The sequence below is a fragment of the Desulfosporosinus orientis DSM 765 genome (assembly GCF_000235605.1).
Classification (GTDB): domain Bacteria; phylum Bacillota; class Desulfitobacteriia; order Desulfitobacteriales; family Desulfitobacteriaceae; genus Desulfosporosinus; species Desulfosporosinus orientis.
This window is the reverse complement of record NC_016584.1, coordinates 4,400,235-4,421,657: the sequence shown is the minus strand read 5'-3', so window position 1 is coordinate 4,421,657 and position 21,423 is coordinate 4,400,235. Positions and strand designations below refer to the sequence as shown.

At 43.7% G+C, this 21,423-nt stretch carries 19 protein-coding genes and 1 other annotated feature; of the genes, 15 read left to right on the top strand and 4 right to left on the bottom strand.

The window, feature by feature from the left end; all coding sequences use genetic code 11:
• Window positions 1-82 precede the first annotated feature (82 nt).
• The 14 genes from DESOR_RS20545 (at window position 83) to DESOR_RS30420 (ending at window position 16,137) form a co-directional block, all read left to right on the top strand.
• On the top strand, window positions 83-1,735 hold the full coding sequence (locus DESOR_RS20545; RefSeq protein ID WP_014186514.1) for an FAD-dependent oxidoreductase: 1,653 nt from the start codon (window positions 83-85) through the stop codon (window positions 1,733-1,735).
• Window positions 1,736-1,870: 135 nt separating this feature from the next.
• Window positions 1,871-2,290: a hypothetical protein gene (locus tag DESOR_RS30425; RefSeq protein ID WP_042331478.1), complete on the top strand. Its 420-nt coding sequence runs from the start codon at window positions 1,871-1,873 to the stop codon at window positions 2,288-2,290.
• Window positions 2,291-2,554: 264 nt separating this feature from the next.
• Complete coding sequence (locus tag DESOR_RS30730) at window positions 2,555-2,686, top strand: hypothetical protein (protein WP_282434385.1); 132 nt, start codon at window positions 2,555-2,557, stop codon at window positions 2,684-2,686.
• A 41-nt stretch (window positions 2,687-2,727) separates the two neighbouring features.
• Window positions 2,728-4,458 (top strand): sigma-70 family RNA polymerase sigma factor, encoded by a 1,731-nt coding sequence (locus tag DESOR_RS20535; RefSeq protein ID WP_014186513.1) that lies wholly within the window; start codon window positions 2,728-2,730, stop codon window positions 4,456-4,458.
• Between the two features lie 354 nt (window positions 4,459-4,812).
• Entirely contained in the window at window positions 4,813-6,189 is a 1,377-nt protein-coding gene (locus DESOR_RS20530; protein WP_014186512.1) for an MATE family efflux transporter, read from the top strand.
• Window positions 6,190-6,225: 36 nt separating this feature from the next.
• Window positions 6,226-7,158 (top strand): magnesium transporter CorA family protein, encoded by a 933-nt coding sequence (locus tag DESOR_RS20525; RefSeq protein ID WP_014186511.1) that lies wholly within the window; start codon window positions 6,226-6,228, stop codon window positions 7,156-7,158.
• A gap of 299 nt (window positions 7,159-7,457) precedes the next feature.
• The gene (locus DESOR_RS20515; protein ID WP_014186510.1) at window positions 7,458-7,961 is read left to right on the top strand and encodes a DinB family protein; all 504 of its coding nucleotides are present in this window, start codon (window positions 7,458-7,460) and stop codon (window positions 7,959-7,961) included.
• Window positions 7,962-8,032: 71 nt separating this feature from the next.
• Complete coding sequence (locus tag DESOR_RS28350; protein ID WP_242832371.1) at window positions 8,033-8,167, top strand: hypothetical protein; 135 nt, start codon at window positions 8,033-8,035, stop codon at window positions 8,165-8,167.
• 327 nt (window positions 8,168-8,494) lie between these two features.
• The gene (locus tag DESOR_RS20510) at window positions 8,495-9,124 is read left to right on the top strand and encodes a TetR/AcrR family transcriptional regulator (RefSeq protein WP_014186509.1); all 630 of its coding nucleotides are present in this window, start codon (window positions 8,495-8,497) and stop codon (window positions 9,122-9,124) included.
• A 42-nt stretch (window positions 9,125-9,166) separates the two neighbouring features.
• Window positions 9,167-11,836 (top strand): PEP/pyruvate-binding domain-containing protein, encoded by a 2,670-nt coding sequence (locus tag DESOR_RS20505; protein WP_014186508.1) that lies wholly within the window; start codon window positions 9,167-9,169, stop codon window positions 11,834-11,836.
• Window positions 11,837-11,946: 110 nt separating this feature from the next.
• Complete coding sequence (locus DESOR_RS20500; RefSeq protein WP_014186507.1) at window positions 11,947-12,639, top strand: DNA alkylation repair protein; 693 nt, start codon at window positions 11,947-11,949, stop codon at window positions 12,637-12,639.
• Between the two features lie 74 nt (window positions 12,640-12,713).
• Window positions 12,714-12,953 (top strand) — a binding site (T-box leader).
• Between the two features lie 121 nt (window positions 12,954-13,074).
• On the top strand, window positions 13,075-14,292 hold the full coding sequence (locus tag DESOR_RS20495) for an aminotransferase class I/II-fold pyridoxal phosphate-dependent enzyme (protein WP_014186506.1): 1,218 nt from the start codon (window positions 13,075-13,077) through the stop codon (window positions 14,290-14,292).
• Between the two features lie 47 nt (window positions 14,293-14,339).
• Window positions 14,340-15,134: an RNA polymerase sigma factor gene (locus tag DESOR_RS20490; protein ID WP_014186505.1), complete on the top strand. Its 795-nt coding sequence runs from the start codon at window positions 14,340-14,342 to the stop codon at window positions 15,132-15,134.
• 76 nt (window positions 15,135-15,210) lie between these two features.
• Window positions 15,211-16,137, top strand: a complete 927-nt coding sequence (locus tag DESOR_RS30420) for a DUF3795 domain-containing protein (RefSeq protein WP_014186504.1) — start codon at window positions 15,211-15,213, stop codon at window positions 16,135-16,137.
• A gap of 22 nt (window positions 16,138-16,159) precedes the next feature.
• On the opposite strand, the gene DESOR_RS20475 is transcribed toward DESOR_RS30420, so the two are convergent.
• On the bottom strand, window positions 16,160-16,852 hold the full coding sequence (locus tag DESOR_RS20475) for an aspartate/glutamate racemase family protein (RefSeq protein ID WP_014186503.1): 693 nt from the start codon (window positions 16,850-16,852) through the stop codon (window positions 16,160-16,162).
• A 226-nt stretch (window positions 16,853-17,078) separates the two neighbouring features.
• Between DESOR_RS20475 and DESOR_RS20470 the strand changes: the two genes are divergently transcribed.
• On the top strand, window positions 17,079-18,002 hold the full coding sequence (locus DESOR_RS20470; protein ID WP_014186502.1) for a DMT family transporter: 924 nt from the start codon (window positions 17,079-17,081) through the stop codon (window positions 18,000-18,002).
• 112 nt (window positions 18,003-18,114) lie between these two features.
• Here the strand turns inward: DESOR_RS20470 and DESOR_RS20465 are convergent, their stop codons facing one another.
• The 3 genes from DESOR_RS20465 to DESOR_RS20455 all read right to left on the bottom strand — a co-directional run bounded on the left by DESOR_RS20465 (window position 18,115) and on the right by DESOR_RS20455 (window position 21,275).
• Entirely contained in the window at window positions 18,115-18,387 is a 273-nt protein-coding gene (locus tag DESOR_RS20465) for a hypothetical protein (RefSeq protein WP_014186501.1), read from the bottom strand.
• A 167-nt stretch (window positions 18,388-18,554) separates the two neighbouring features.
• Entirely contained in the window at window positions 18,555-19,940 is a 1,386-nt protein-coding gene (locus DESOR_RS20460; RefSeq protein ID WP_014186500.1) for an MDR family MFS transporter, read from the bottom strand.
• A gap of 93 nt (window positions 19,941-20,033) precedes the next feature.
• Entirely contained in the window at window positions 20,034-21,275 is a 1,242-nt protein-coding gene (locus DESOR_RS20455; RefSeq protein WP_014186499.1) for a PucR family transcriptional regulator, read from the bottom strand.
• Window positions 21,276-21,423: the final 148 nt, after the last annotated feature.

The following is a 21,423-nucleotide window of genomic DNA, read 5'->3' as shown; positions in this document are numbered from 1 at the left end:
TGTGAATGCCAATTAATCATGTTACAATTTTCTTAAACTTATAAACTAAAGGATAATTCTATTTGCTAAAGGAGAAGTTGTGATGAGCAAAAAGGTACTCATTGTTGGTGGAGTCGCAGGGGGAGCCAGTGCTGCAGCACGCTTGCGCCGTTTGGATGAAGAGGCAGAAATCATTATCTTTGAGCGGGGAGAACATATTTCCTACGCTAACTGCGGTTTACCGTATTATGTTAGTGGAGTTATTGATGAGCGGGAAGCTCTTTTGGTCTCAAAGCCTGAAGCTATGAGAAATCGCTTCCGTATTGATGTAAGAATCTTTAGTGAGGTTACCCGTATTTTTCCTGAGGAAAAAGCCATCGAGGTCCAAGAACAGGGCGGCAAGGTTTATAGAGAATCCTATGATCAATTGATCCTTTCTCCTGGGGCAGCGCCCCTTCGTCCGCCGATTCCCGGGATTAATGACATCGATGCTCTTGTTGTGCGCAATGTTACAGATATTGATCAGATTAAACGTTTTATCGATGAGCAGAAACCTCAAACTGCAGCAGTTGTAGGAGGGGGCTTTATTGGCCTGGAAATGGCCGAAAACCTCCATGCCCGAGGAGTAGATACAACGATTATTGAAATGAGCAATCAGGTTATGGCTCCTTTGGATTATGAAATGGCTGCAATTCTACATGAGCACATTTTCAATAAAGGAATCAACCTGATTTTGGAAGATGGGGTAAAATCCTTTGCGAAAACGGAAAATGGAGCTCTGATTACACTCCAAAGCGGTCAGGAAGTACAAGCGGATTTAACGATTCTGGCTATTGGTGTCAAACCTGAAATCAAATTAGCGAAGGAAGCCGGGCTAACAATCGGAGAGTTAGGCGGCATTAAAGTTAATGAACGACTTCAGACCTCAGACCCTAATATTTACGCTGTCGGCGATGTCATAGAAGTAAAACACTTAGTAACAGGACAAGCTGCCCTCCTGCCCCTTGCCGGGCCTGCCAATAAGCAAGGCCGAATTGTGGCTGACATTATCGCCGGGCGGGACAGGGAGTATAAGGGAACTCAAGGCACTGCTATTGCCAAGGTTTTTGATTTAGCTGCGGCATCCACCGGGGCGAATGAAAAAATGCTTAAGAAATTGGGAATCACTCATGAAGTGTTGTTTACTCACTCCAATTCCCACGCCGGGTATTATCCTGGAGCAACTAGATTATCCATGAAACTTATCTTTGATAAAAATAATGGCCGAGTCCTGGGTGCCCAGGCTGTCGGAGCTCAGGGTGTCGATAAACGGATCGATGACATCGCCGGGATAATCCGCAGCCAGGGAACTATTTATGATTTGCAGGAACTCGAACTGGCCTACGCCCCGCCCTTTTCATCGGCTAAAGATCCTGTGAACATGGCCGGCTATGTAGCGGAAAACATCATTAATGGTGATGTTCGCATGATCCATTGGCAGGAACTTAGTAAGCTTAATGCCAAAGAAGTATGTATTATTGATGTACGGGATGAAGAAGAACGAAAAGCTAAATTTATCCGCGGCTCGCTGCATATACCGGTCAATGACCTGCGCAGCAAATTAGCGGAGCTTCCCAAGGATAAGGAAATCATCGTTTACTGTGAGATTGGGTTGCGAGGCTACGTAGCTTATCGAATTTTAACTCAGCATGGATTTACGAATGTTAGGAATCTGTGCGGAGGTTGGGTCACTTACTATCCGGCTGTTTTTGGATAAGGTATAAATCAGCAGTAATCTAAAAACTGGTTGCGGCTAACAACTTTAATTTCTCCCTATAAAAAATGACGTCGCCAAATAATTTGGGGGCGTCATATTTTTAAGGGAACTCTGTTATCGAGGTGAATCAAGAAGGTGCTAAATTTCAAAAAGCCCGCTGCATGGCTACTGATCATTTCGGCATTGGCCGTGCTCCTCTTGTCGGTATGCCTGCAGACGAATCCTGTGCCGAAGCTGGAGCTTCCCGGTGCGGCTGTTGTACCTTCCCTGGAGAAAGATCAGATTAATGAAAGCACACGGTTTGGGGAGAATATCAAAAAAGGCATATCCCGTGAAGTTGTTTTAAAAATCATGGGTGAACCAAATTTTGGGCTATCGGGGTTGCGTGGTGACGATTATATCCTCGAAAATGGGTCTTCAGTAGTCTTTTACTATGGGGCCGACGAGTTGGTATATGATATTAAGAGATCAGATGGAGCATGGAAGCCTATCGGCAATGCTGATCTTAATAGGGACGGCCTGAAGGAATCTATTTATCTCGATCAATCACAGTGAATGGGCTGCTCGCCAAGAGTACCCTCCTCCTGAGCAGCGAAGGAGGAGAATATTCCTTTGGCCCGTCGTCAGCTGACCGGTTCTTTGAGAGATACTCATGGCTGGATAGTACGCCGGGGTTTTATGCAGAGGGTGATGACCTTAAGACACGCCTGATCAAATACAGTGACTATGCCGTTTCAAATCATAGATGATGGAATAGAAGAATGATATATGACCTAAATCGGCAGGCGGCTGAAGGAGGCCAAGGGCCTGACAAATAAAGTGTCCCTAGAGGAAGAAATTCCTTTAGGGACACTTGGTCAATACTCTTGGAATATCTCGGATAAATTGGCGACTCAAATTATTTTAAAAACAGGGGAACTTTTTAACCCCATTATGAATCCTAAGTACTGAAATGCATTTCGAATTGAAATAGTTGAGGTGAGGATCAAAGCGTGAAAAATGATCTGATTGGGAGGGCTCGGCAAGGGGACCTTGCCGCTTGGGAAGTATTAATCCGGGAAATCTATCCCCAGGCTTCCAAACAGGCTTTCTGCCTGCTGAGAGATAAAGATCTGGCCCAGGACGCCGTACAAAACACTATGCTTAAGGTTTTTAATAACCTGTCAGGCTTAAAAGATGACGGCGCTTTTACCGGTTGGTGGCGGCGGATATTAACCAACGAAATATATCTGTTGCTGCGCTTCCGCAGCAGGGTAATGCCGGGGATAGCACTAGAACTGCTGAACACCGGGGAACTGTCGGTCGAGGATGCTGTCACGCTGAAGTTGGAAATGGGGCAGGCGATTGAAAGGCTTCCTCTGGAACAACAGCAAATCCTGCTTGACATTGATGTAAGAGGATTGAATTTACAGGAAGCTGCGGAAGCGTACAATCTTCCCCTGGGAACGGTCAAGTCCCGGTTATTCAGGGCCCGGGCCCGCCTGCAGGAGACACTGAAACAATATAGAAAAAAGCCAAAGGAGCGAGCAGACATGACGCTGGAGTCTTCAGATATAAAGGACCGGATTTGTGACTATTTGGAAGGAACTATGGAGGCTGTGGACAGAAATGCCTTTGAACAAGAACTGTCGCAAAACCCTGCCTGGCAAGAGGAGATGAAAAAGCAAAAGGATTTTCTGACATTCTTGCATGCACTGACCGGAAAAATAAGCCTTACTGTAGCTGAGATTAAGGATAAGGTGCAGGCGGTGATAGAGAAAACAGAGGATTACGAGGAAATCGTGGATGCTACCTTCTTTGAGCAGGGAAAACCAACGACCATGACCTCCCATATCTGGTTCAAGAAGCCTGATTGCTACCGGACAGAAGGGGACAGTGCGGCAACGGGCCCCATAACGGTAATTATGAAAGACGGAATGATGCTGAGTTGGCTTGCAGATAAGCGCCAAGTCAGAAAACTCATCTTAAGCCAGGAATACAGAGAACGCGCCAATTTTAATTTCCCGGACAGCCTCAAGGCGATGGCCGAGAATAAATCCAGCCGGATCTTAGGTACGGAATACCTGCAAGGCCGGTCGGTTCTTCATGTACAATTCAGTGAACAAGTTCCCGGGCTGGGAGAAATGAATACTCATCACTGGATGGACAAAGAAACCTGGATGCCAATACGAACGGAATATTATAATGTCAAAGGAGAGCTGGTAAACCGCCGGGAAGTGAGGGAGCTTCGCCTCAATCAGGGACTGCCTGATTCCCTGTTTGAACTGGATCTTCCAGAAGGGGTAACCATTGAGGAGGAAAACAGTCAAGTCGTCCATCTTCCTCAAGATATAACGCTGACTGAGGCGGCAGAGCGTTTATGTCAACCCCCATATATCTTGGCTGGTCAGAATTATAAGATCAAACACCAATGGGTTGAAGTAAAAGAGGGTAAAGGTACTTTGCTCAGTACGTATTCCGTTCTCGGTGAGCAAAACCCGTTGTTTATTGTTACACAAGCATCGGTGCCGAATACCAATCTGCCTCCAAATTCAAGCACGGAACCCGTAGAACTTGAGTTTGACGGTAGGAAAGTAACAGGTGGACTCATTAAGATCGAATTGGCGGGTGTTAAATACATGCTGGATTGGCAGGACAATGGTTACTACTATTCCTGCGGCGGGCAGCTGGAAAAGGATGAATTGCTCAAAATCCCCGGAAAATTGACACAGGCAGAGAGTTAAAATATATATTGTAAACTTATGGGCACACTTCGGGCCAGTCACCTGGAGTGTGTCTTTTTTATTTCTTTTAATTATAAGGTACCTTTAAAAAAACGTTGACAAAAAACTAAGGTACCTGTAGAATGAGATTATAAGGTACCTTATAAAAATGTGTTGTCAATAAAAGGAGTTAAATAAATGAAAGAAAAGAACTTTGACTGGACGACGCCCTGACTAATCACCAGATAAACCTGAAGAAATACAATCAGTAGTACAGCAGCATGATCTGAAGGCACTGCGGCAACCTCTAGTAACTGTGCCTTTATTTTTTTGCGCCCATTTCAGACAATTTACTATGCAAAGGAGGATTTTAAGATGGAAAACATTGAAAAAATGGATCAAGCATCACTCTACTATCTGGAAAAGGCACCCGTTTCAAAAGCAATTATGCATATGGTTATTCCTATGATGCTGAGTTTTATTGCTACAATTATCTACAATATTACGGATGCCTTTTTTATTGGAAAACTTGACAACACAGCGATGATGGCGTCAGTTACTCTGGCATTGGCATTTTCATCAATATTAATGGCCCTAGGCCACCTGTTCGGAGTGGGTGCGGGAACTTATGTATCAAGACTTTTAGGGGAAGACAATTCAGATAGCGCCAAAAAAGTTTGTTCCATAAACTTTTGGTCATCAATACTCACAGGGATCATCTTTATGGCGTTGTGTCTGCCTTTGCTTTCTCCGCTCTTGCATCTTTTGGGAGCGAAGGGTGAGACATTGCTCTACACAAGAAATTATATTCTGGTGTTTGTTATTGGCGCTCCGTTTGTTATTGCTAATCTTTCGCTGGAGGAAACTGTCCGAGCTGAGGGGGCATCTACTGCCTCTATGATTGGTTTGATATCTGGTGTAGTAATTAATATAATACTAGACCCCATTTTCATCTTTCTTCTTCACCTGGATATCATGGGAGCCGCACTTGCTTCTGTGATTGGTAATATAGTATCTGTAGTATGGTTTATATATTATCTGCAGCGAAAAAGTGCAGTGCAGAGTGTATCAATTAAGGATTTTAAACCAAGTAAAGAGATTTATAAAAATATTATTAAAGTCGGGATTTCAGCATTTTTGCTGGATGGTTTTATGGTAACAACCACCTTGCTTTTTAATAATTATTCTATGCTCTATGGCAATAGTGTTGTTGCCGGGTTAGGTATCTCTCAAAGAGTTATTCAAATTATTGACTTTGTGGGAATGGGTTTTTCAATGGGAGCCGTACCGCTGATTGCCTATTCCTATTCAGCAAAAAATCAAGAGCGACTAAGGCAAATTATCAAAACTACCGTATTATACATGATAGGTATTACTTTGGGGTTGTCAGTAATTCTATTCGGTTTCAGGTCACAAGTCATTGGTATCTTTAGTATTGATCCTGAGGTTATTGCAATCGGCCAAAAAATTCTCTTTGCCCAGCTTTGCTCTACCATATTTGCCGGGCTATCTGAACTTTTTACAGGTATCTTTCAAGCTTTTGGCACAGGTGTACAATCCACTCTGATGTCCTCTCTAAGGGGTATTGTATTTATTCCCATTTTGATTTTCGGAAATTTGTTATTTGCTGTCAATGGCATTATTTGGGCTATAACAATTTCTGAAGGATTCACCTGTCTAGTAGGGCTTATCCTGTTTCTGGGAATCTGGAAAAAAATTAACCCTGCTCATAAAGCAGAGTCACCCAATTAGGAATTTGAACTTGTTATCCAGATTGGAGGGACGAAAATGTTAGCAGTGTATAGAACAATTGATAATATCATCATTAACACAAATAAACCCGAAGAAAAGGGATCTTGGATAAATCTTACAAATCCGACTGAAGATGAAATTGCACTTGTAACAAATGCAACTGGAATGGAATTTGATCGTTTCATAAAAGATGCTTTAGACGATGAAGAGCGACCTCGAATTGAAACTGAGAATGAGCAAATTTTAGTGATCATCAATGTCCCAATAATGCAAAATGCAACGGTAATTTACGAAACTATTCCTCTCGGGATTATATTAACTAAAAATAGTTTTGTGACCGTATGTTTACAAGAGGTCGATTTCCTTAAAGAATTTACAAATGGTAAAGTTCGAGGTGTGGAAACTTATAAGAAGACAAGGTTATTATTTCAAATTCTCTACAAGAGTGCGTCTCTATATTTAACACTACTTAGAGAAATTGAAAAAAAGACTAATGAAATTGAGTTAGCACTTCACAAATCAATGAAGAATAAGGAATTAATTAGGTTGCTGAACCTTCAAAAAAGCCTTGTGTATTTTACTACTTCCTTGAAATCCAATGAAAAGGTTATGCAAAAGATGCTGAGAACCAAGATATTAAAAGTATATGAAGAAGATCAGGATTTATTAGAAGATGTCATTATCGAAAATAAGCAAGCAGTGGAGATGGCTGAAACCTATAGCAATATTTTGAGGAGTATGATGGATTCTTTTGCTTCTATTATTTCGAATAACTTAAATATGGTGATGAAGTTCTTGGCGTCTGTAACGATTATTTTAGCTCTGCCTACTATGTTAGCCAGCTTTTTCGGAATGAACGTAAAAATTCCATTTGAAACATCAGACCATGCTTTTGCGATTATCGTCAGTCTGGCTGTCATTCTTTGTTCTGGTGGAATTATTATTCTAATGAAAAAGGACATGTTTTAGTTTGTTTTAATTCTTTTGATACCTATGCCGGATAGCAGCATTGACAAATTCTGCGAGCACCGGCATTTTTTTGTTGATTTCTTTCTTTTGATTCAGGACTTCTTCTATATTTATGCATAACCTTGTCATCATAGGGAATCGGTCCATTCCTGGGAGGACTTTTTTTATTGTTTGGGCAGACTTGTGATGCTATGCTGGAGATAGGGGCTAAATGATCTTCTATGGCAATCCTGGCATTGGACATAATAAATATATCTCGAGAATAAAAAATAACTAAATTGTTTGGGAGGGATATCGTGATGTCAACACGTAAAGAAATTTTATTAACACAATTGCGTGCTTGCCAAAATCAGGATGGATGGTTTGCTCCGTTGAGCATTGTCCTGCGAGGTCTAACCGCAGAACAGGCGGCCAAACGTGGCGGTCAGTCTGAAAATTCGATTATAGGTATAGTTCATCACCTTGTCTTTTGGAATGAGCGTTACTTGCAAAAGTTTAAGCAAGGTTTTGTATCCCCTCTTGGAATTTCCAACGCTAAGACATTTAAAAATATCGATTCTGATGAAATTACCGAAGACTGGAATAATTTGCGGCAAAGATTAGATAATGTATTTGCCCAATGGGAAGAGGCGATCTCAAACTGTGATGAAGCAAAATTGGATAGCAGGATTAGTCCGAAAAGCGACGAATTTTGGTGGAGCGCATTGGCACACTTGGCAATTCACAATGCTTATCACATAGGGCAAATTGTCTACATCAGGAAAGAACAAGGTTTATGGAAAACATGGGGAAATATTGGATAATGCCTACCCCAATACGAATGTGCGCATTCGTATTGGGGTAGGTTAAAGAATATTGGATTGTCAATCCTCTTTTGAATCCCGTACAGATCTATGGTTTAAATGAGGAAGAAAAGTACCGGCAGGTAGAGGTATTGAAGGAAACAGGGGTGGCCCATTCGGAGATTTTGAAAGGATTCAGTATGAATCTTGAAGAGTTATTTAAGTGAGTGTGCATATTTTGCCGGATAAAGAGTAATGGAAAGGTCAAATTCATCACTAGTGATGGATTTGACCTTTTTCACGTGTATTTCATCCAGTTTTCGCCCGCTTTCCACTTGCTCATCACCGCAAGCGTACTCTTCCCATCAAATCGCCGCCGTACTCGTCGATACGCTTGTTTCTTTGTACCAACAGGGGGGAGGATGAAAAAGGTATTGACACACGAGGAGTTAACAGAGATAATTAATACACAATGTGTAATATTACAATGAGTGTAAAAATTTGATTTATAATTTTTGGGCTTATAAAAGAACAAGTACATAGGAGGCGTAAACATGGAACCAGGAGATACGCTGGCGGAAGGCAGGGCAGAGCGCAAGAAAAAGGAAACACGGCAGAAAATCCTTAAAGCCGCGCTGGATTTGATTCAGCGCCAGGGGTTCGACAAGACCACTATGGAGCAGATAGCCGAAGAAGCTGATGTTGCCAGAAAAACTCTCTACAATTACTTTCCGGTCAAAGAAGCCATTGTTGACGAATATGTCAGAGGCCTTTCTCGGAAGTTTACTCAGGATGCCTTCGCTAAATTGCCCAGCTTGCCCGACACCAGGTCGCGTTTACTGGAGAGCCTTGACAAGGTCTATGAGCAGGTGGAAATGAACGCGGAGATTATCGGAATTTCCCTGGGCTATCGCCTGAAAAATGTGCTCCAGGGGGATGAGTACCAAAGCGGTGGTACGCAAAGTCTGCTTGCCGAAATTATCAGGCTGGGCCGGCTGGCGGGAGAAATCAGGGGGGACATCCGGGCGGAACTCCTGGTTAAACAATTGGATATTCTGAGGGGCACTATTGTCATGGGCTGGTTAAATGATCCCTCAAAGGTAGAGCTTCGCCAGGAGATGGCTTTGCTGGTTGACCTGTTTCTGAACGGAGCCGCCGGGAAAGATGGAAAGGAACAGGCGTGAGGAGTATTTAAGCATAAAGTATTTGAGCAAGGGGTGGTTTATGTGGCAGTATCTTCGGCAACCTTCTTTTTAAACTGGGATGAAGCGGTTCAATCCGGAGCCGAAGCGGCCGGGGGCAAGGGCTGGAACTTGGGGCGGCTGGCTCAGTATGGTTTTAAGATTCCTCGCGGAGGAGGCCTTACTACCCGCGCTTACGAGGAGTTTATCCAATACAACGGCTTGCAGGACATGGTGGATACGATCAGCCGCTCGGTAACCAGAGAAAATCTGGATGAAACAAACAACTTGGACAGGTTGAAGCAGCTAAGGCAAAAAATCAAAGAGGGTACGATCCCTCCTCTGATCGCGGAGGAACTGAAAACGAAGCTTGACAGGATGGGCATCCTGGCAAGACCACTGGCCGTCAGATCTTCCGCTGCAGCGGAAGATTCGGCAAAGGCATCCTTTGCGGGTATTCATGACTCCTTTCTGAATGTCCGGAGTTCGGAGATTTTTGAGGCTGTGAAAGGGTGCTATGCCTCCCTCTGGTCTGATCGGGCTGTAGCCTATCGCAGGAAGTTACAGATCAGAGATGAGGAAGTGATGATTGGGGTCGTTGTGCTGGAGATGGTGGAGGCTCAAGCTGCAGGAGTAGGCTTTACCTGTGATCCTCAGACCGGGCGACGGGACCTTGTAGTTATTAACGCCAACTTTGGACTGGGGGAAGCGATTGTTGCAGGGACTGTGGAGCCTGACACCTATTACTTGGATGCCAGTCCCTGGAATTCCCTGCCTCAGCTGACTGAGCGGAAAACCGGGCGGAAGGAGGGAATGACCTGTCTCAATCAGGCCGGGGGAACTCAATTTGTGGAGACCCCTGACTCCTTCAGCCGACAGGTCTTGTCCGATGCAGACGTCGAAAGGCTGGGCTTGCTTCTTTTGAGAGTTTTCGAAGCTCTGGGGGGTTGTGATCAGCATCAGGATGTGGAATGGGTTTTTGACGGCCGGGATTTTATTCTGGTCCAGTCCAGACCGGTAACTGCCTTGCCTAGGAGTACTTTTGCACCTTTAAGGAACCAACCGGATATTTGGTCCAACGGAAATTACAGGGATGCAGTCCCTATGGTTCTGTCCCCCCTCATTCGGCGTTTAACTATTACCACTATTGATAAAATTCTCAAATCCAATTATACAGAGATTGGTTACGCCCTGCCGGAAGGGCTGCAGTTTTCCAGGTTTTTCAACGGCCGGCTGTATTGCAATCTATCCGCCCTGCAATGGGCTATGTACGACGCGATGGGGGCCTTGCCCCGGGACTTCAATATTGGCTGGGGTGGGCATCAGCCTGAGATTGAGCTGAAGGATTCCAAACCTTTTGCGGGGCTGAAGGGTTTAGAGCGTTTATACCGGGGAATAAAGGGTGTCCGTTTGATTAAGCGGGCGGTAAAAAAGTCTCCGCAAACCCATGCTCAGGCCTTGAGTTCCCTAAAGAGCATAACAGAGAAAGGGTTCAGCCATTTAGAAGATAAGGACTTAATTCAGCGTTATTATGAACTGGGCAGGATTTCCTTGGCCTTTACAGGCGAATTCTCCTTTTTAAGTGGAGCGGCTTCCCTGCCTGTGGGGGGATTAATGAAAATTCTCGCCAAATACTTTGGTCCGAGGGCAGCGATGCTTTTGAATGCTTTAATGGTGGGAGGAACCGTGGGCATAACCAGCGCTGATCACGGCTACAAGCTTGTGGAGCTGGCGGAAATTGCCCGGCAGGACAAGGATGCGGCTCAATATTTTGGCAGTACAGCCTTCGACCCCATGGCTTGGGAAGGATTGCCGGAGGATTCAGCCTTTAAACAAGCCTTTCGTGAGTTTATCCAAGAATACGGGCACCGGGCGGTCTACGAGCTGGATATCATTAATCCCAGGTGGAATGAAGACCCTTCCTATTTGCTGAACATTATCCAGAGTACTATTTCTACGGCGGATCTGAGGCAATTGAAGGCCAAGCAAAAAGAAAAGGTTGAGCAAGCCTGGCGGGAAATAAAGACGATGGTGCCTGCCAGGAAGCATTCCTCAATTAAAAAACTGATTCGTAAAGCCCAGGAAGGGGCAGCTCTGCGGGAAACGACGAAATCAGTACTGGCCGTAATGATGGAGGCTTACCGGAAAATAGCCCAGGAGCTGGGTTCCCGTTTTTGCCAGCGAGGTATCATTGAGAAACAGGCCGATATTTACTTCTGCACCTGGCCGGAACTGGTTTCTTTGTTAACCGGCGAATGGGATGGTGCCGGTCTCAAAGATTTGATTGCTGATAGAAAAGTATTTATGAAAGAAATGGAGTCTATAGCCCCGCCGGACGTTATTTTTGGGGATGCTCCTAAGTATACGGAACCGGCTCCCCGGTCTGCCGGCAATTTTCTGACGGGGGTGCCTGTTGCTGCAGGAAAGGCCTCCGGCAGGGCTCGTTTGATCCGTCATCCGGCTGAAGGAAACAGGCTGCAGCCGGGGGATGTTATGGTAGCCCCATCAACCGATCCGGGTTGGACGCCCTTGTTTTTAAAAGCCGGGGCTGTGGTTATGGAAACGGGAGGGTTCTTATCCCACGGTGCTATCGTGGCCAGGGAATATGGGATTCCTGCCGTTGTGAATATCCCTGGGGTCATGGGAGCTATCCAGGAAGGCCGGCAAGTGGATGTGGATGGGGACGAAGGAAAGGTATACTTGAAAGAAAAGTAAGGTGTACGGATTGGTGCAAGTGAAATTCATCAGACATATTTAAAATAACGTCTGGAGAATGTTATACTGTGGAGGAATTCCAACATTCAGCAGATGAGAGGTAGAACGATATGAGCGATATAGAAGCAGAGGTCCGGCGCCGGCTATTTGAGCTGCAGGACTTGAAATACAAAGAGTTTGCCTGTAAACTCATGCCAACGGTGAGCCCGGAAACCGTGATCGGCGTCCGCACGCCGGATCTGCGGAAGCTCGCCCGGGAGTTTTCCAAAAGGCCGGAGGCTGCGGAGTTTCTTAAAATCCTGCCCCACGGGTATTATGAAGAAAATAACCTGCACGGCTTCCTCATTGAAACCATTAAGGATTATGAGGCCGCCGTTGCCGCAGTTGATGAGTTTCTGCCCTACATAGACAACTGGGCAACCTGTGACCTGATTTCACCGAAGATATTTAAAAAACATCTCTCCGAACTCTACGAAAAAATTAAAGTCTGGCTGATTTCTGACCGGACCTATACGGTGCGCTTCGGGATCGGAATGCTGATGAGCTTCTATCTCAATGACGCTTTCCGGCCGGAGTTCCTTGAGGTTGTGGCGGGTATCCGGTCGGAGGAATACTATGTTAACATGATGATCGCCTGGTATTTCGCAACGGCATTAGCCAAGCAGTATGAAGCAACTGTACCGTATATTCAGGAACAGCGTTTGGAGAAGTGGACGCATAACAAAGCTATCCAGAAAGCGGTTGAGAGCTACCGGATCAGCGACGAAGCAAAGGCGTACCTGAGGACGCTGAAAGTAAAGTAAGCCGGGTCGGGAGATCAATAAAAAAGTTATTGACTTTTCAAAATCCATGAACTATAATGGCAAAAATTAGATACATCAAAGCTATGAAGAAAAAGAGTACCTGTCTTTTGATGCCAAGAGAGAAGATGGCTGGTGAAAATCTTCGTGAAGGAAACAGGGAAGCCGTTTCTGAGCTGTTTAGCCGAAATGATATCTGTCCAGTAAGCTTTACCGGAGTTCCGGCCGTTATAGCGGAAGCGGCATTTTGTGCCGTCAGAGAGCAGAGTAACCTCTGAATTTAGGTGGTAACACGGATTTGCTAATTCGCCCTAAGCTGATTAAATCAGCTTAGGGCTTTTTAATTTATACGTTTTAGCACAATGGAGGTAAATAAACCACCTTTTCGTTAAAGCAAAGAGATATAGTTACTAAATTAATAAAAAGCGGGGGATTGTAATGAGAACGTTTAATATGTCAAAGAAGCTGGATTATGTTTGTTATGATGTGCGGGGGCCTGTGCTTGAGGAAGCCGAGCGCATGCGCAGTCAAGGCCTGGATATTTTGAGTTTAAATATCGGCAACCCGGCCCCCTTCGGATTTGAGGCTCCCGGAGAGATCATTCACCAGATGATGGAAAACCTGCACAATGCGGAAGGATATTCGGACTCAAAGGGGGTTCTCTCAGCCCGTGAAGCCATCGTGAATTACTGTGAATTCAAAAAAATACCCCAGGTTGGGGTCAACGATGTCTATACCGGAAACGGTGTCAGCGAGTTAATCCTGATGGCTATGCAGGGACTGCTGGACAACGGAGATGAGATTCTCGTTCCCGCACCGGACTATCCGCTCTGGACGGCGGCTATTACACTGGCAGGGGGAAAGGCCGTCCATTACATCTGTGATGAGCAGTCCGAATGGTATCCTGATATCCGGGATATCACAAGCAAAATAACCTCAAAAACGAAAGGGATTGTGATTATCAATCCCAACAATCCCACCGGGGCATTGTATTCAACGGAATTATTGGAACAAATTGCTGAACTCGCCCGGCAGCACAGTCTGATTATTTTCTCTGACGAGATATATGACCGTCTGGTTATGGATGGCGCTCAGCACACTTCTATTGCCTCACTGGCCCCCGATCTGTTGGTTGTGACCCTGAACGGACTTTCCAAATCCCATAAGATCGCCGGATTCCGCTGCGGCTGGATGTGCTTAAGCGGAGACAAATCCCATGCCCGCGGCTATATTGACGGGTTGAACATTCTTTCATCCATGCGGTTGTGTTCAAATGTACAATCCCAGTATGTCATCACAACAGCCCTTTCCGACCTCCATAAATGCGACGACACTCTTTTGCCCGGAGGACGGATCTATGAGCAGAGGGAATATATCGTCAATGCCTTAAACAATATTCCCGGTCTTCAGGTGTTTAAACCTAAAGCGGCCTTCTATGTCTTCCCCCGGATTGATATTAAACGGTTTAATATCACGGATGATGAAAAATTCATCCTGGATTTTCTTCATGAAAAACACATCCTTATGGTTCATGGGCGCGGGTTCAACTGGTTATTGCCTGATCATTTCCGTATCGTCTATTTGCCTAAAATCGAGGAATTAAAAATGGCCTGTGACCGTCTGGGCGATTTTCTGGAGGGGTACCGGCAGGCCTAAAAGAGAAAGTCCTATCATACACTCCAGTATGTAGAGGTGAAGGTTTAATGTCAGAATTAGAAGGCCAATTTGAGATATATTATCAAGAGTATTATGAAAAGCTCTTTAGAACGGCTTTTCGTCTGACAGGCAACAGGGAAGATGCTCAAGATGTTATACAAGAAGCCTATATTAATGCTTACCGTTCATTTTCGCAGTTTAACCATACCAGCTCGTTTGGTACTTGGATCTATAAGATTATGCTGAATTGTGCCTACCGTTATATGACCAAACGGGATAAACTTCCCATTCAGATCATCACGGCTGAGAGGGGGATTTCTGAAACTGAGTTTTGGGAATCCCTAAAATCTCAGGAGTCTGTTGAAGAGCAGGCTATGGTTGAGGATATCCGCGAAACCTGCCTGCAGCTTTTTCTCAATTGTATCCCTAAAAAACAACGGATTGCCTTTACCTTAAAAATATTAATGGAGCTGCCAAGCAGCGAAGTAGCCGATATTATGGGTATATCGGAGAGTGCGGTTAAAATAAATGTCTATCGGGCAAAACAGCATTTGAAAAACAACATCGAAGAAAAATGTTCCTTTATTAATCCTGAAAATCCCTGCCAATGCGGGAACTGGGTGAAATATTTGATCGATACCGGTAAAGTTGACCTTATTCCTGCCGACAACCCAGTAAGAAGGCGCAGCACTGCAGAAATGTCGTTGATCTGGACAGAAATGGATTTTTTAAGAAAAATCATTCGGCTCTATGATCACCAGCCGGGCCACACATCCTATCTGGAATTCAGAAAGAAAATCAGAGAGATCATTGTTCAGCAGAGCCTAAAAATACTTACCTAAAAGCAGTATTGTTTGTAACTTTTCTCCTCTCTTGGTATCTAAGTAAGTAGAGCAAGAATTAAGGGAGGAACTGAAAATGAGCAACAATCAACTGGAAGTAAATCTAAAACTAGTCAATCAAAAGGTTCAATTTATCGGAGTATCTGAATCTAACCTGGACCACCCACTGACCCTGGACTACTTGCCTCCTCTTGGCGACGGGCAGGGGTTCCGAGGCTTAGAGTTATTTCTGATGAGCTTTACGGGGTGTGTCAGCACGGCAATGGTTTATTTATTGCGGAAAAAGGGAAAAGAGATTTCTGGTTTTCAAGTAAAGGCCATCGGGATACGACGGGAAAACCCTTTATCCCTCCAAGCAATCCATCTTCAAGTAACTCTCGAATCGATAGATGCCGTTGAGTCAGACCTTCAAAGCGTTATCAAGGAAGCAGAGGAAATATCCCCTGTGTGGCTCGTGCTGAAAAATAATGTGGAAGTTAGGATTGACTACGAAATTGTCAGGATGAATCCTATTAAAATGACTTCAGCTGTCTGTGGACTTTTTTGTCCCTCTTGTACGGTATTCATTGCCACAAATGAGGATCCGGAACGATTAAAGAAACTTGCGGTCACTCTCAAGCAAACTGTCGAAGAAACTCATTGTCAAGGCTGTCGTTCTAAACATAAAACAGCATATTGCAGGAACTGTACTATGATAGAGTGTGCCAGGCAAAAAGGAATCGAGTTTTGTGGTGAATGTGAAGAATTTCCCTGTGCGGAAATTAAAACCTTCCAAGCCCTTAAACCCCATAGAATTGATTTATGGCAGTCACACCAAAGGATTAAAGAAGTGGGGTATGAACAATGGGCGGGAGAAATGAGTGAGCATTATGCCTGTCCGATATGTCATACCCTAAACTCTGCTTATGATCTGGTATGCCGAAAATGTGGCAATGACCCAAGCTGCAAGTATGTGGAGATTAATAAGGAGGCTATTGTAAGTCATATTAGGAGAACCTTATAACGATGATGACTTATACAAATTCTCAATCTTTTAATGCATAATCTGCTGCGGCATCGGCATGCAGAAGAGCTGTGTCATAGACGGGCAAAACACTGTCCTCTTGCCTGATTAATAGACCTATTTCAGTACACCCAAGAATCACTCCTTGTGCGCTCCGCTTCTGAAGAGAAAGAATAATGTTCTTGAAGCATTCCCGGGATGACGATTCCACTCTACCTAAAATCAGCTCTTTGTTGATAATTTCATGTATTTTTTCAATTTGATCCTTTTCAGGAATTAGGACATTGATACCCTGATTTACCAGTACTTTTTTGTAGAAATCCTTTTCCATAGTGAAGCGTGTGCCTAATAAGGCAACAGTATTTATATTGTCCCTTAAAAGCCGATCTGCTGTAACTTCTGCTATGTGTAAGAAAGGAAGATCAACGGCCTCCTTGATTCGTGGTGCGACGATATGCATGGTATTGGTAGCCAGTATTATAAAATCGGCCCCACTAGCTTTTAGTGATAACGCCGCTTCCACTAAAATCTCACCAGCCCGATCCCAGTCACCATTTTTATGAACATCCTTTATATCCTGATATTGAACATTATACAAAATACACTTTGCGCTGTAGTAACCGCCAAGTTTTTGGTTGATGTAACGGTTTAGTTCAAGATAATAGGTAGTGGTAGATTCCCAACTCATTCCACCAATAACACCGATTGTTTTCATATCAGTTTTCCTTTCCTGTGAATTGTCATTAATATATGGTAAATTGCTTTTCCTGCCGGCGTACTCCTGGTAATGCGGACTCGCCTATCTATTCTAGCCTAAGTTTATAAATCCTTTATTTATTTATCCTAGTGAGATTGCCTCAGGAGAAGGGGAATCAACTAAATAGAGCTTTTCAGACTAAGAAGTGCTATTATATTCTAATTGAGGAATGGAGATAATCAGAATGCCGACTGGAAAGAAGCTAATTTATCTGATATTAGTGTCAGTGGTCCTATTATGGGGCTTGAATGTTGTCATGATCAAGTTTTTAACCCAGCATATGTCCCCGATAATGGTAGCTGCAATACGAATGCCCCTGGCAGGGATTGTTTTGTTATTGTTCGTTTTTAAAAAATATGGGTTGTATAATCCGAATAAAAAACAATGGGGTTTGCTTTTTTGTATAGGATTAATTTCTGTTTGCATACATCAATTGCTTTTGGGGTACGGAGTTTCTGTGACATCATCGACCAATGCTTCCCTGATCCTAGCCCTAAATCCTCTGACTACGGCACTGTTGGCTTCCATATTTGTTGAGGAAAAATTCACAAGGAATTTAGGGATCGGCATAGTCTTAGGATTTGCGGGGGTTGTTTTGGTCGTATTTTCAAAATCCCCGGAGGGCACGACTCAATTTTCCTTATTCGGAGATGTCATTATGGTCTTCGCCATGTTGACCTATGTCATTGGGGGGTTGCTAATCAAAAAACTCTTGGAAACGCCGATTCCAACCTTGGTGGTGACTGCCTATTCCACCTTAATAGGAGGACTATTGTTAAACTTGGGGACGCTGGTCTCCCTTGGACCTTCGGCTTATGGACAGATTCATTTACCGCCCACTGCTGTACTTGTCTTATTGCTATCAGCCTGGGGAGCTACAGCTTTAGGTACCTTGGGATGGAATGACGGTATAAAACAGTTGGGGGCCAACAGAACGGCTATGTTTTTAAACGGCATGCCTTTTGCAAGCATGTTCGGTGGTGTTGTATTTTTAAATGAGAAAATTGCCTGGATTCATATCCTGGCACTTGTTCTTACGACGTTGGGGATTGTGATTGGGAGTATTCCCAAAAAGAAGGTCATTCTGTTGGAGTCCTGCAAACTTTAAACTTGCCGCTTTTAAATAGGCACGATGGTCATGAGTAAAATACAAACAAGATGAGAGGTGATATTCCTCTCATCTTGTTTTGCGTAGGCTTGTTTTAAATGGCAAATGGAAGTTACAGGTTTACAACCTTAGAACTGAGCGAGTTCAAGTCCGATCTGCTCAGGATATGATTTACCACTTTAACAACTGTGTCAGGAGAACTTGTCAGTTTGACCACGCGGAACTCTCTGGATTTTTCACCGTATAGTAGGTTAAGAATAGCCAAGACTTTTCCTTTGGCGGCAAAGAATGTTGTCTCATCACTGACACCACGCAGTTCCGGTGCCCAGAGCTGTTCAATTTCCTGACCTAACGCTGCCAGTTCAGAACGAATATGCAGATACATAAGAACCTCCTTAATTACCTTGTGTTTTATATATTCTATCAAAAAAGTGTTAAACCTAAATTATCGGTTTGTAAAGGGTTGGTAAAACTAAACACACACGATGTTATTATATGTTATCAAGAGGTTTTTGTGAAATGTTTCCAGACTTAATTCGATGTGGTTTCAGCTTAATCGGCTTTTTGATTAGCCATAATACTGCGGTGGGATGGCAGTAAGGCGCTGATCAGTAACGTAATAATGGAAATGGCAAAAACCAGGATAAAGACCATATGCAAGCCTTGAGCCATACCGTTTTGGTTTAAAGTATTGTTAAACACAGTGCCTAGGGCTGCAACGCCTACTGTTTGTCCAAGTGAGCGGGAAAAAGTATTGGAGGCTGTGGCTGCTCCCCGTAAATTCCAGCCAACGGCAGACTGAACCAAGACGGTTAAGGGGGTAAAAGAGCAGCCCATGCCAAAGCCAATCACAATCATGATCCCGACCAAATACCAATAAGGAGATCCGGGATTGATCAGCAGCAGCCAGGTTGATCCTGCCATGATCATCACAGCGCCGAAAACTGCGGTAGTTTTGGAACCGATTCGATACATAAACCTTCCGGACAAAGTTGAGGCCAAAGGCCAGGCGAAGGACATGGGCATCAGGGTCAGCCCCGAACTGGTAGCACTATGTCCTAGCAGGCTCTGAATCCAGATGGGCAAATAGACATTGACGCCGATCAATACGCCGCTGGCTACAAAACCAATAGCATTGGATACGGCAATAACCGGAAGTTTAAAGAGGGACAGAGGCAGCATGGGTTCTTTTGCTTTGGTTTCTACGACTAGGAATGCCAGGAGGAATGCCAAGGCTACTATAAATAAGGAGATGATTTCCACGGAACTCCAGGCGTAGAACTGTCCTCCACTGATCAAGGCGAAGAGAAGGGAGCCCATGGAAACGGTAAAGAGGGCTGTTCCTAAATAATCAATGGATTTCTTGGTTTTTTCCAAGGCTTGTTCGTGAAGGAAGGTGAACACCAGGAAAATGGCGATGATGCCCACGGGAACGTTGATATAAAAAATCCAGCGCCAGGAGATGTGATCGACAAACAGTCCTCCCACTAAAGGACCGAGGAGACCGGCTACGCCCCAGACAGAGCTGAAGACACCCTGCATCCTGGCTCGCTCTTCCCCGGGGTAGAGATCAGCAATGATGGTAAAAGTCAGGGGCAGCACAGCTCCGGCACCCAGTCCCTGAAAACCGCGAAAGATAATTAACTGGTGCATGGTCTGAGCCATACCGGACACCATGGAACCGATGACGAACAGCATAACACCGAAGATAAACACGGATTTTCTGCCGAATAGGTCGGCAAGTTTGCCATAAATGGGTGTGGTTACGGAAGAGGTCAGCAAATAAATGGCAAAAACCCAACTGAGTAAATTCAAGCCGCTCAACTGTTTGACAATGTGAGGCATAGCAGTGGTAACGATGGTCGTATCCAGAGCGACCAGTAAAATCGATACAAGCATGGCTATAGTAACCATCTTGCGCTGCGTTGTCTTCTCCATTTGGTCAGTAATCCCCTTTAGATAATAGTATTGCTTAAATTGTTACCTTCGAATTATATCACGGCTAAGTTGATAACATAAGCTAAGGCTGAATCAGGGCAGAGGAATTCGAAGAAACTCCAGGATTTTATACGATAGATAAAGTTGAAACATTACATTACCATCATTTAAATCAACATTTAAAAGCTGTTCTATTTTCTCCATCCTATGAAACAAGGTGTTGCGATGGATATTCAAAATAGCAGCAGATTCCTTAGTGTTTTTAAAATTACATAGATAAATATAAAAGCTGTGGACATAATCCGTGCCATTTTCCTTATCATATTCAATAAGTCTTAGCAAAGAGTGATGAATATATCTTTTGCAATTATCGGCGTTGGAATTTTTATTGAGCAAATCAATAATAAGGTAATCTTCATACTTGTAAAAGTTTTGCTCCTTATTAATAAGTTTTCCTAACTTTAGTGCCTCCATCGACTCAAGGTAATGTCCCCTGACATTCGCCAGTTTTAGAAAGGGGCGACTGATTCCTGCCTGCAGGTTATTGCTAACAATGAATTCTTTTAAAGCCCCTAATTCAATCTCCAGAAATTTTCTGTCGTTTTCACAACTGGCCAGTACGACAACGTTTTGATTATAGACTATTGCTTTCGCGTTAACTAATTTATTTTCAATTTCATCCCTCATATAAGGAAGGGTTGATTTTGATTTATCTAAATTCTGGATATCAATATTTATAACAAACAGTTTGCTTTTAAATTTTAAGCCTAAGATTTTTAATCGCTCAATGATTAATCCTTCGTCTTCGAACTTCCCATTAAGCAAATCGAACAAAAAACTTTGATGCATCAGTGACTGAGAGAAATCAAGATATTTGGTTTTTTGCAGCTCGATGGAATATGCTTCACAAAGCAGGGAGACTAATTCTTCATCCCTTTCCTCAAAATCACGATTATGGGCGCAAACCGCCATGAAGGCAACATCTCTGTTGTTTATACGTATCTTCCCGATCAGCCGGCGATATTTACAATAAGGATCTGACCAGTAAAAGGGAGCGTCATGTTGGGCAATCTCTTTAAACAAACTATTCCTTACATAATAGGAATAGGTCTGAAAGATAAAGTGATTATTCGTTTTAAGCTCGTTCCAAACAGGATCGTCGGTTACCTGGGTCTTACCCGTCGAAGCAAGAACTTTAGTGCTGTAGTCAGTTAGTGTAAAGGGGTTGCCCAAAACCTCATACCCCAGATCAACAAGAGCTTGTAGGCCGGACTGCTTGCTGAGTATCTTGATTAACCGGGATGAAAACTGGGAGAAAAGCGAATTTTGTTTCATACCATAGAACCTCCTTGTTCAAGGCAGAGTGCATTATATATCATTTAATACTGTATACTTTGTTAAATTGAACAAAGGTAATGTTTCGAAAAAAACGAATATTCATATATACATTTATATATACAACTATACAACTATATATAAAAAG

Excerpts from the sequence above, each read along its gene's own strand:
- DESOR_RS20545 (WP_014186514.1), top strand. The coding sequence starts at position 83 with ATGAGCAAAAAGGTACTCATTGTTGGTGGAGTCGCAGGGGGAGCCAGT.
- DESOR_RS20530 (WP_014186512.1), top strand. The coding sequence starts at position 4,813 with ATGGAAAACATTGAAAAAATGGATCAAGCATCACTCTACTATCTGGAA.
- DESOR_RS20525 (WP_014186511.1), top strand. The coding sequence starts at position 6,226 with ATGTTAGCAGTGTATAGAACAATTGATAATATCATCATTAACACAAAT.
- DESOR_RS20515 (WP_014186510.1), top strand. The coding sequence starts at position 7,458 with ATGTCAACACGTAAAGAAATTTTATTAACACAATTGCGTGCTTGCCAA.
- DESOR_RS20510 (WP_014186509.1), top strand. The coding sequence starts at position 8,495 with ATGGAACCAGGAGATACGCTGGCGGAAGGCAGGGCAGAGCGCAAGAAA.
- DESOR_RS20500 (WP_014186507.1), top strand. The coding sequence starts at position 11,947 with ATGAGCGATATAGAAGCAGAGGTCCGGCGCCGGCTATTTGAGCTGCAG.
- DESOR_RS20495 (WP_014186506.1), top strand. The coding sequence starts at position 13,075 with ATGAGAACGTTTAATATGTCAAAGAAGCTGGATTATGTTTGTTATGAT.
- DESOR_RS20490 (WP_014186505.1), top strand. The coding sequence starts at position 14,340 with ATGTCAGAATTAGAAGGCCAATTTGAGATATATTATCAAGAGTATTAT.
- DESOR_RS30420 (WP_014186504.1), top strand. The coding sequence starts at position 15,211 with ATGAGCAACAATCAACTGGAAGTAAATCTAAAACTAGTCAATCAAAAG.
- DESOR_RS20475 (WP_014186503.1), bottom strand. The coding sequence starts at position 16,852 with ATGAAAACAATCGGTGTTATTGGTGGAATGAGTTGGGAATCTACCACT.
- DESOR_RS20470 (WP_014186502.1), top strand. The coding sequence starts at position 17,079 with ATGCCGACTGGAAAGAAGCTAATTTATCTGATATTAGTGTCAGTGGTC.
- DESOR_RS20465 (WP_014186501.1), bottom strand. The coding sequence starts at position 18,387 with ATGTATCTGCATATTCGTTCTGAACTGGCAGCGTTAGGTCAGGAAATT.
- DESOR_RS20460 (WP_014186500.1), bottom strand. The coding sequence starts at position 19,940 with ATGGAGAAGACAACGCAGCGCAAGATGGTTACTATAGCCATGCTTGTA.
- DESOR_RS20455 (WP_014186499.1), bottom strand. The coding sequence starts at position 21,275 with ATGAAACAAAATTCGCTTTTCTCCCAGTTTTCATCCCGGTTAATCAAG.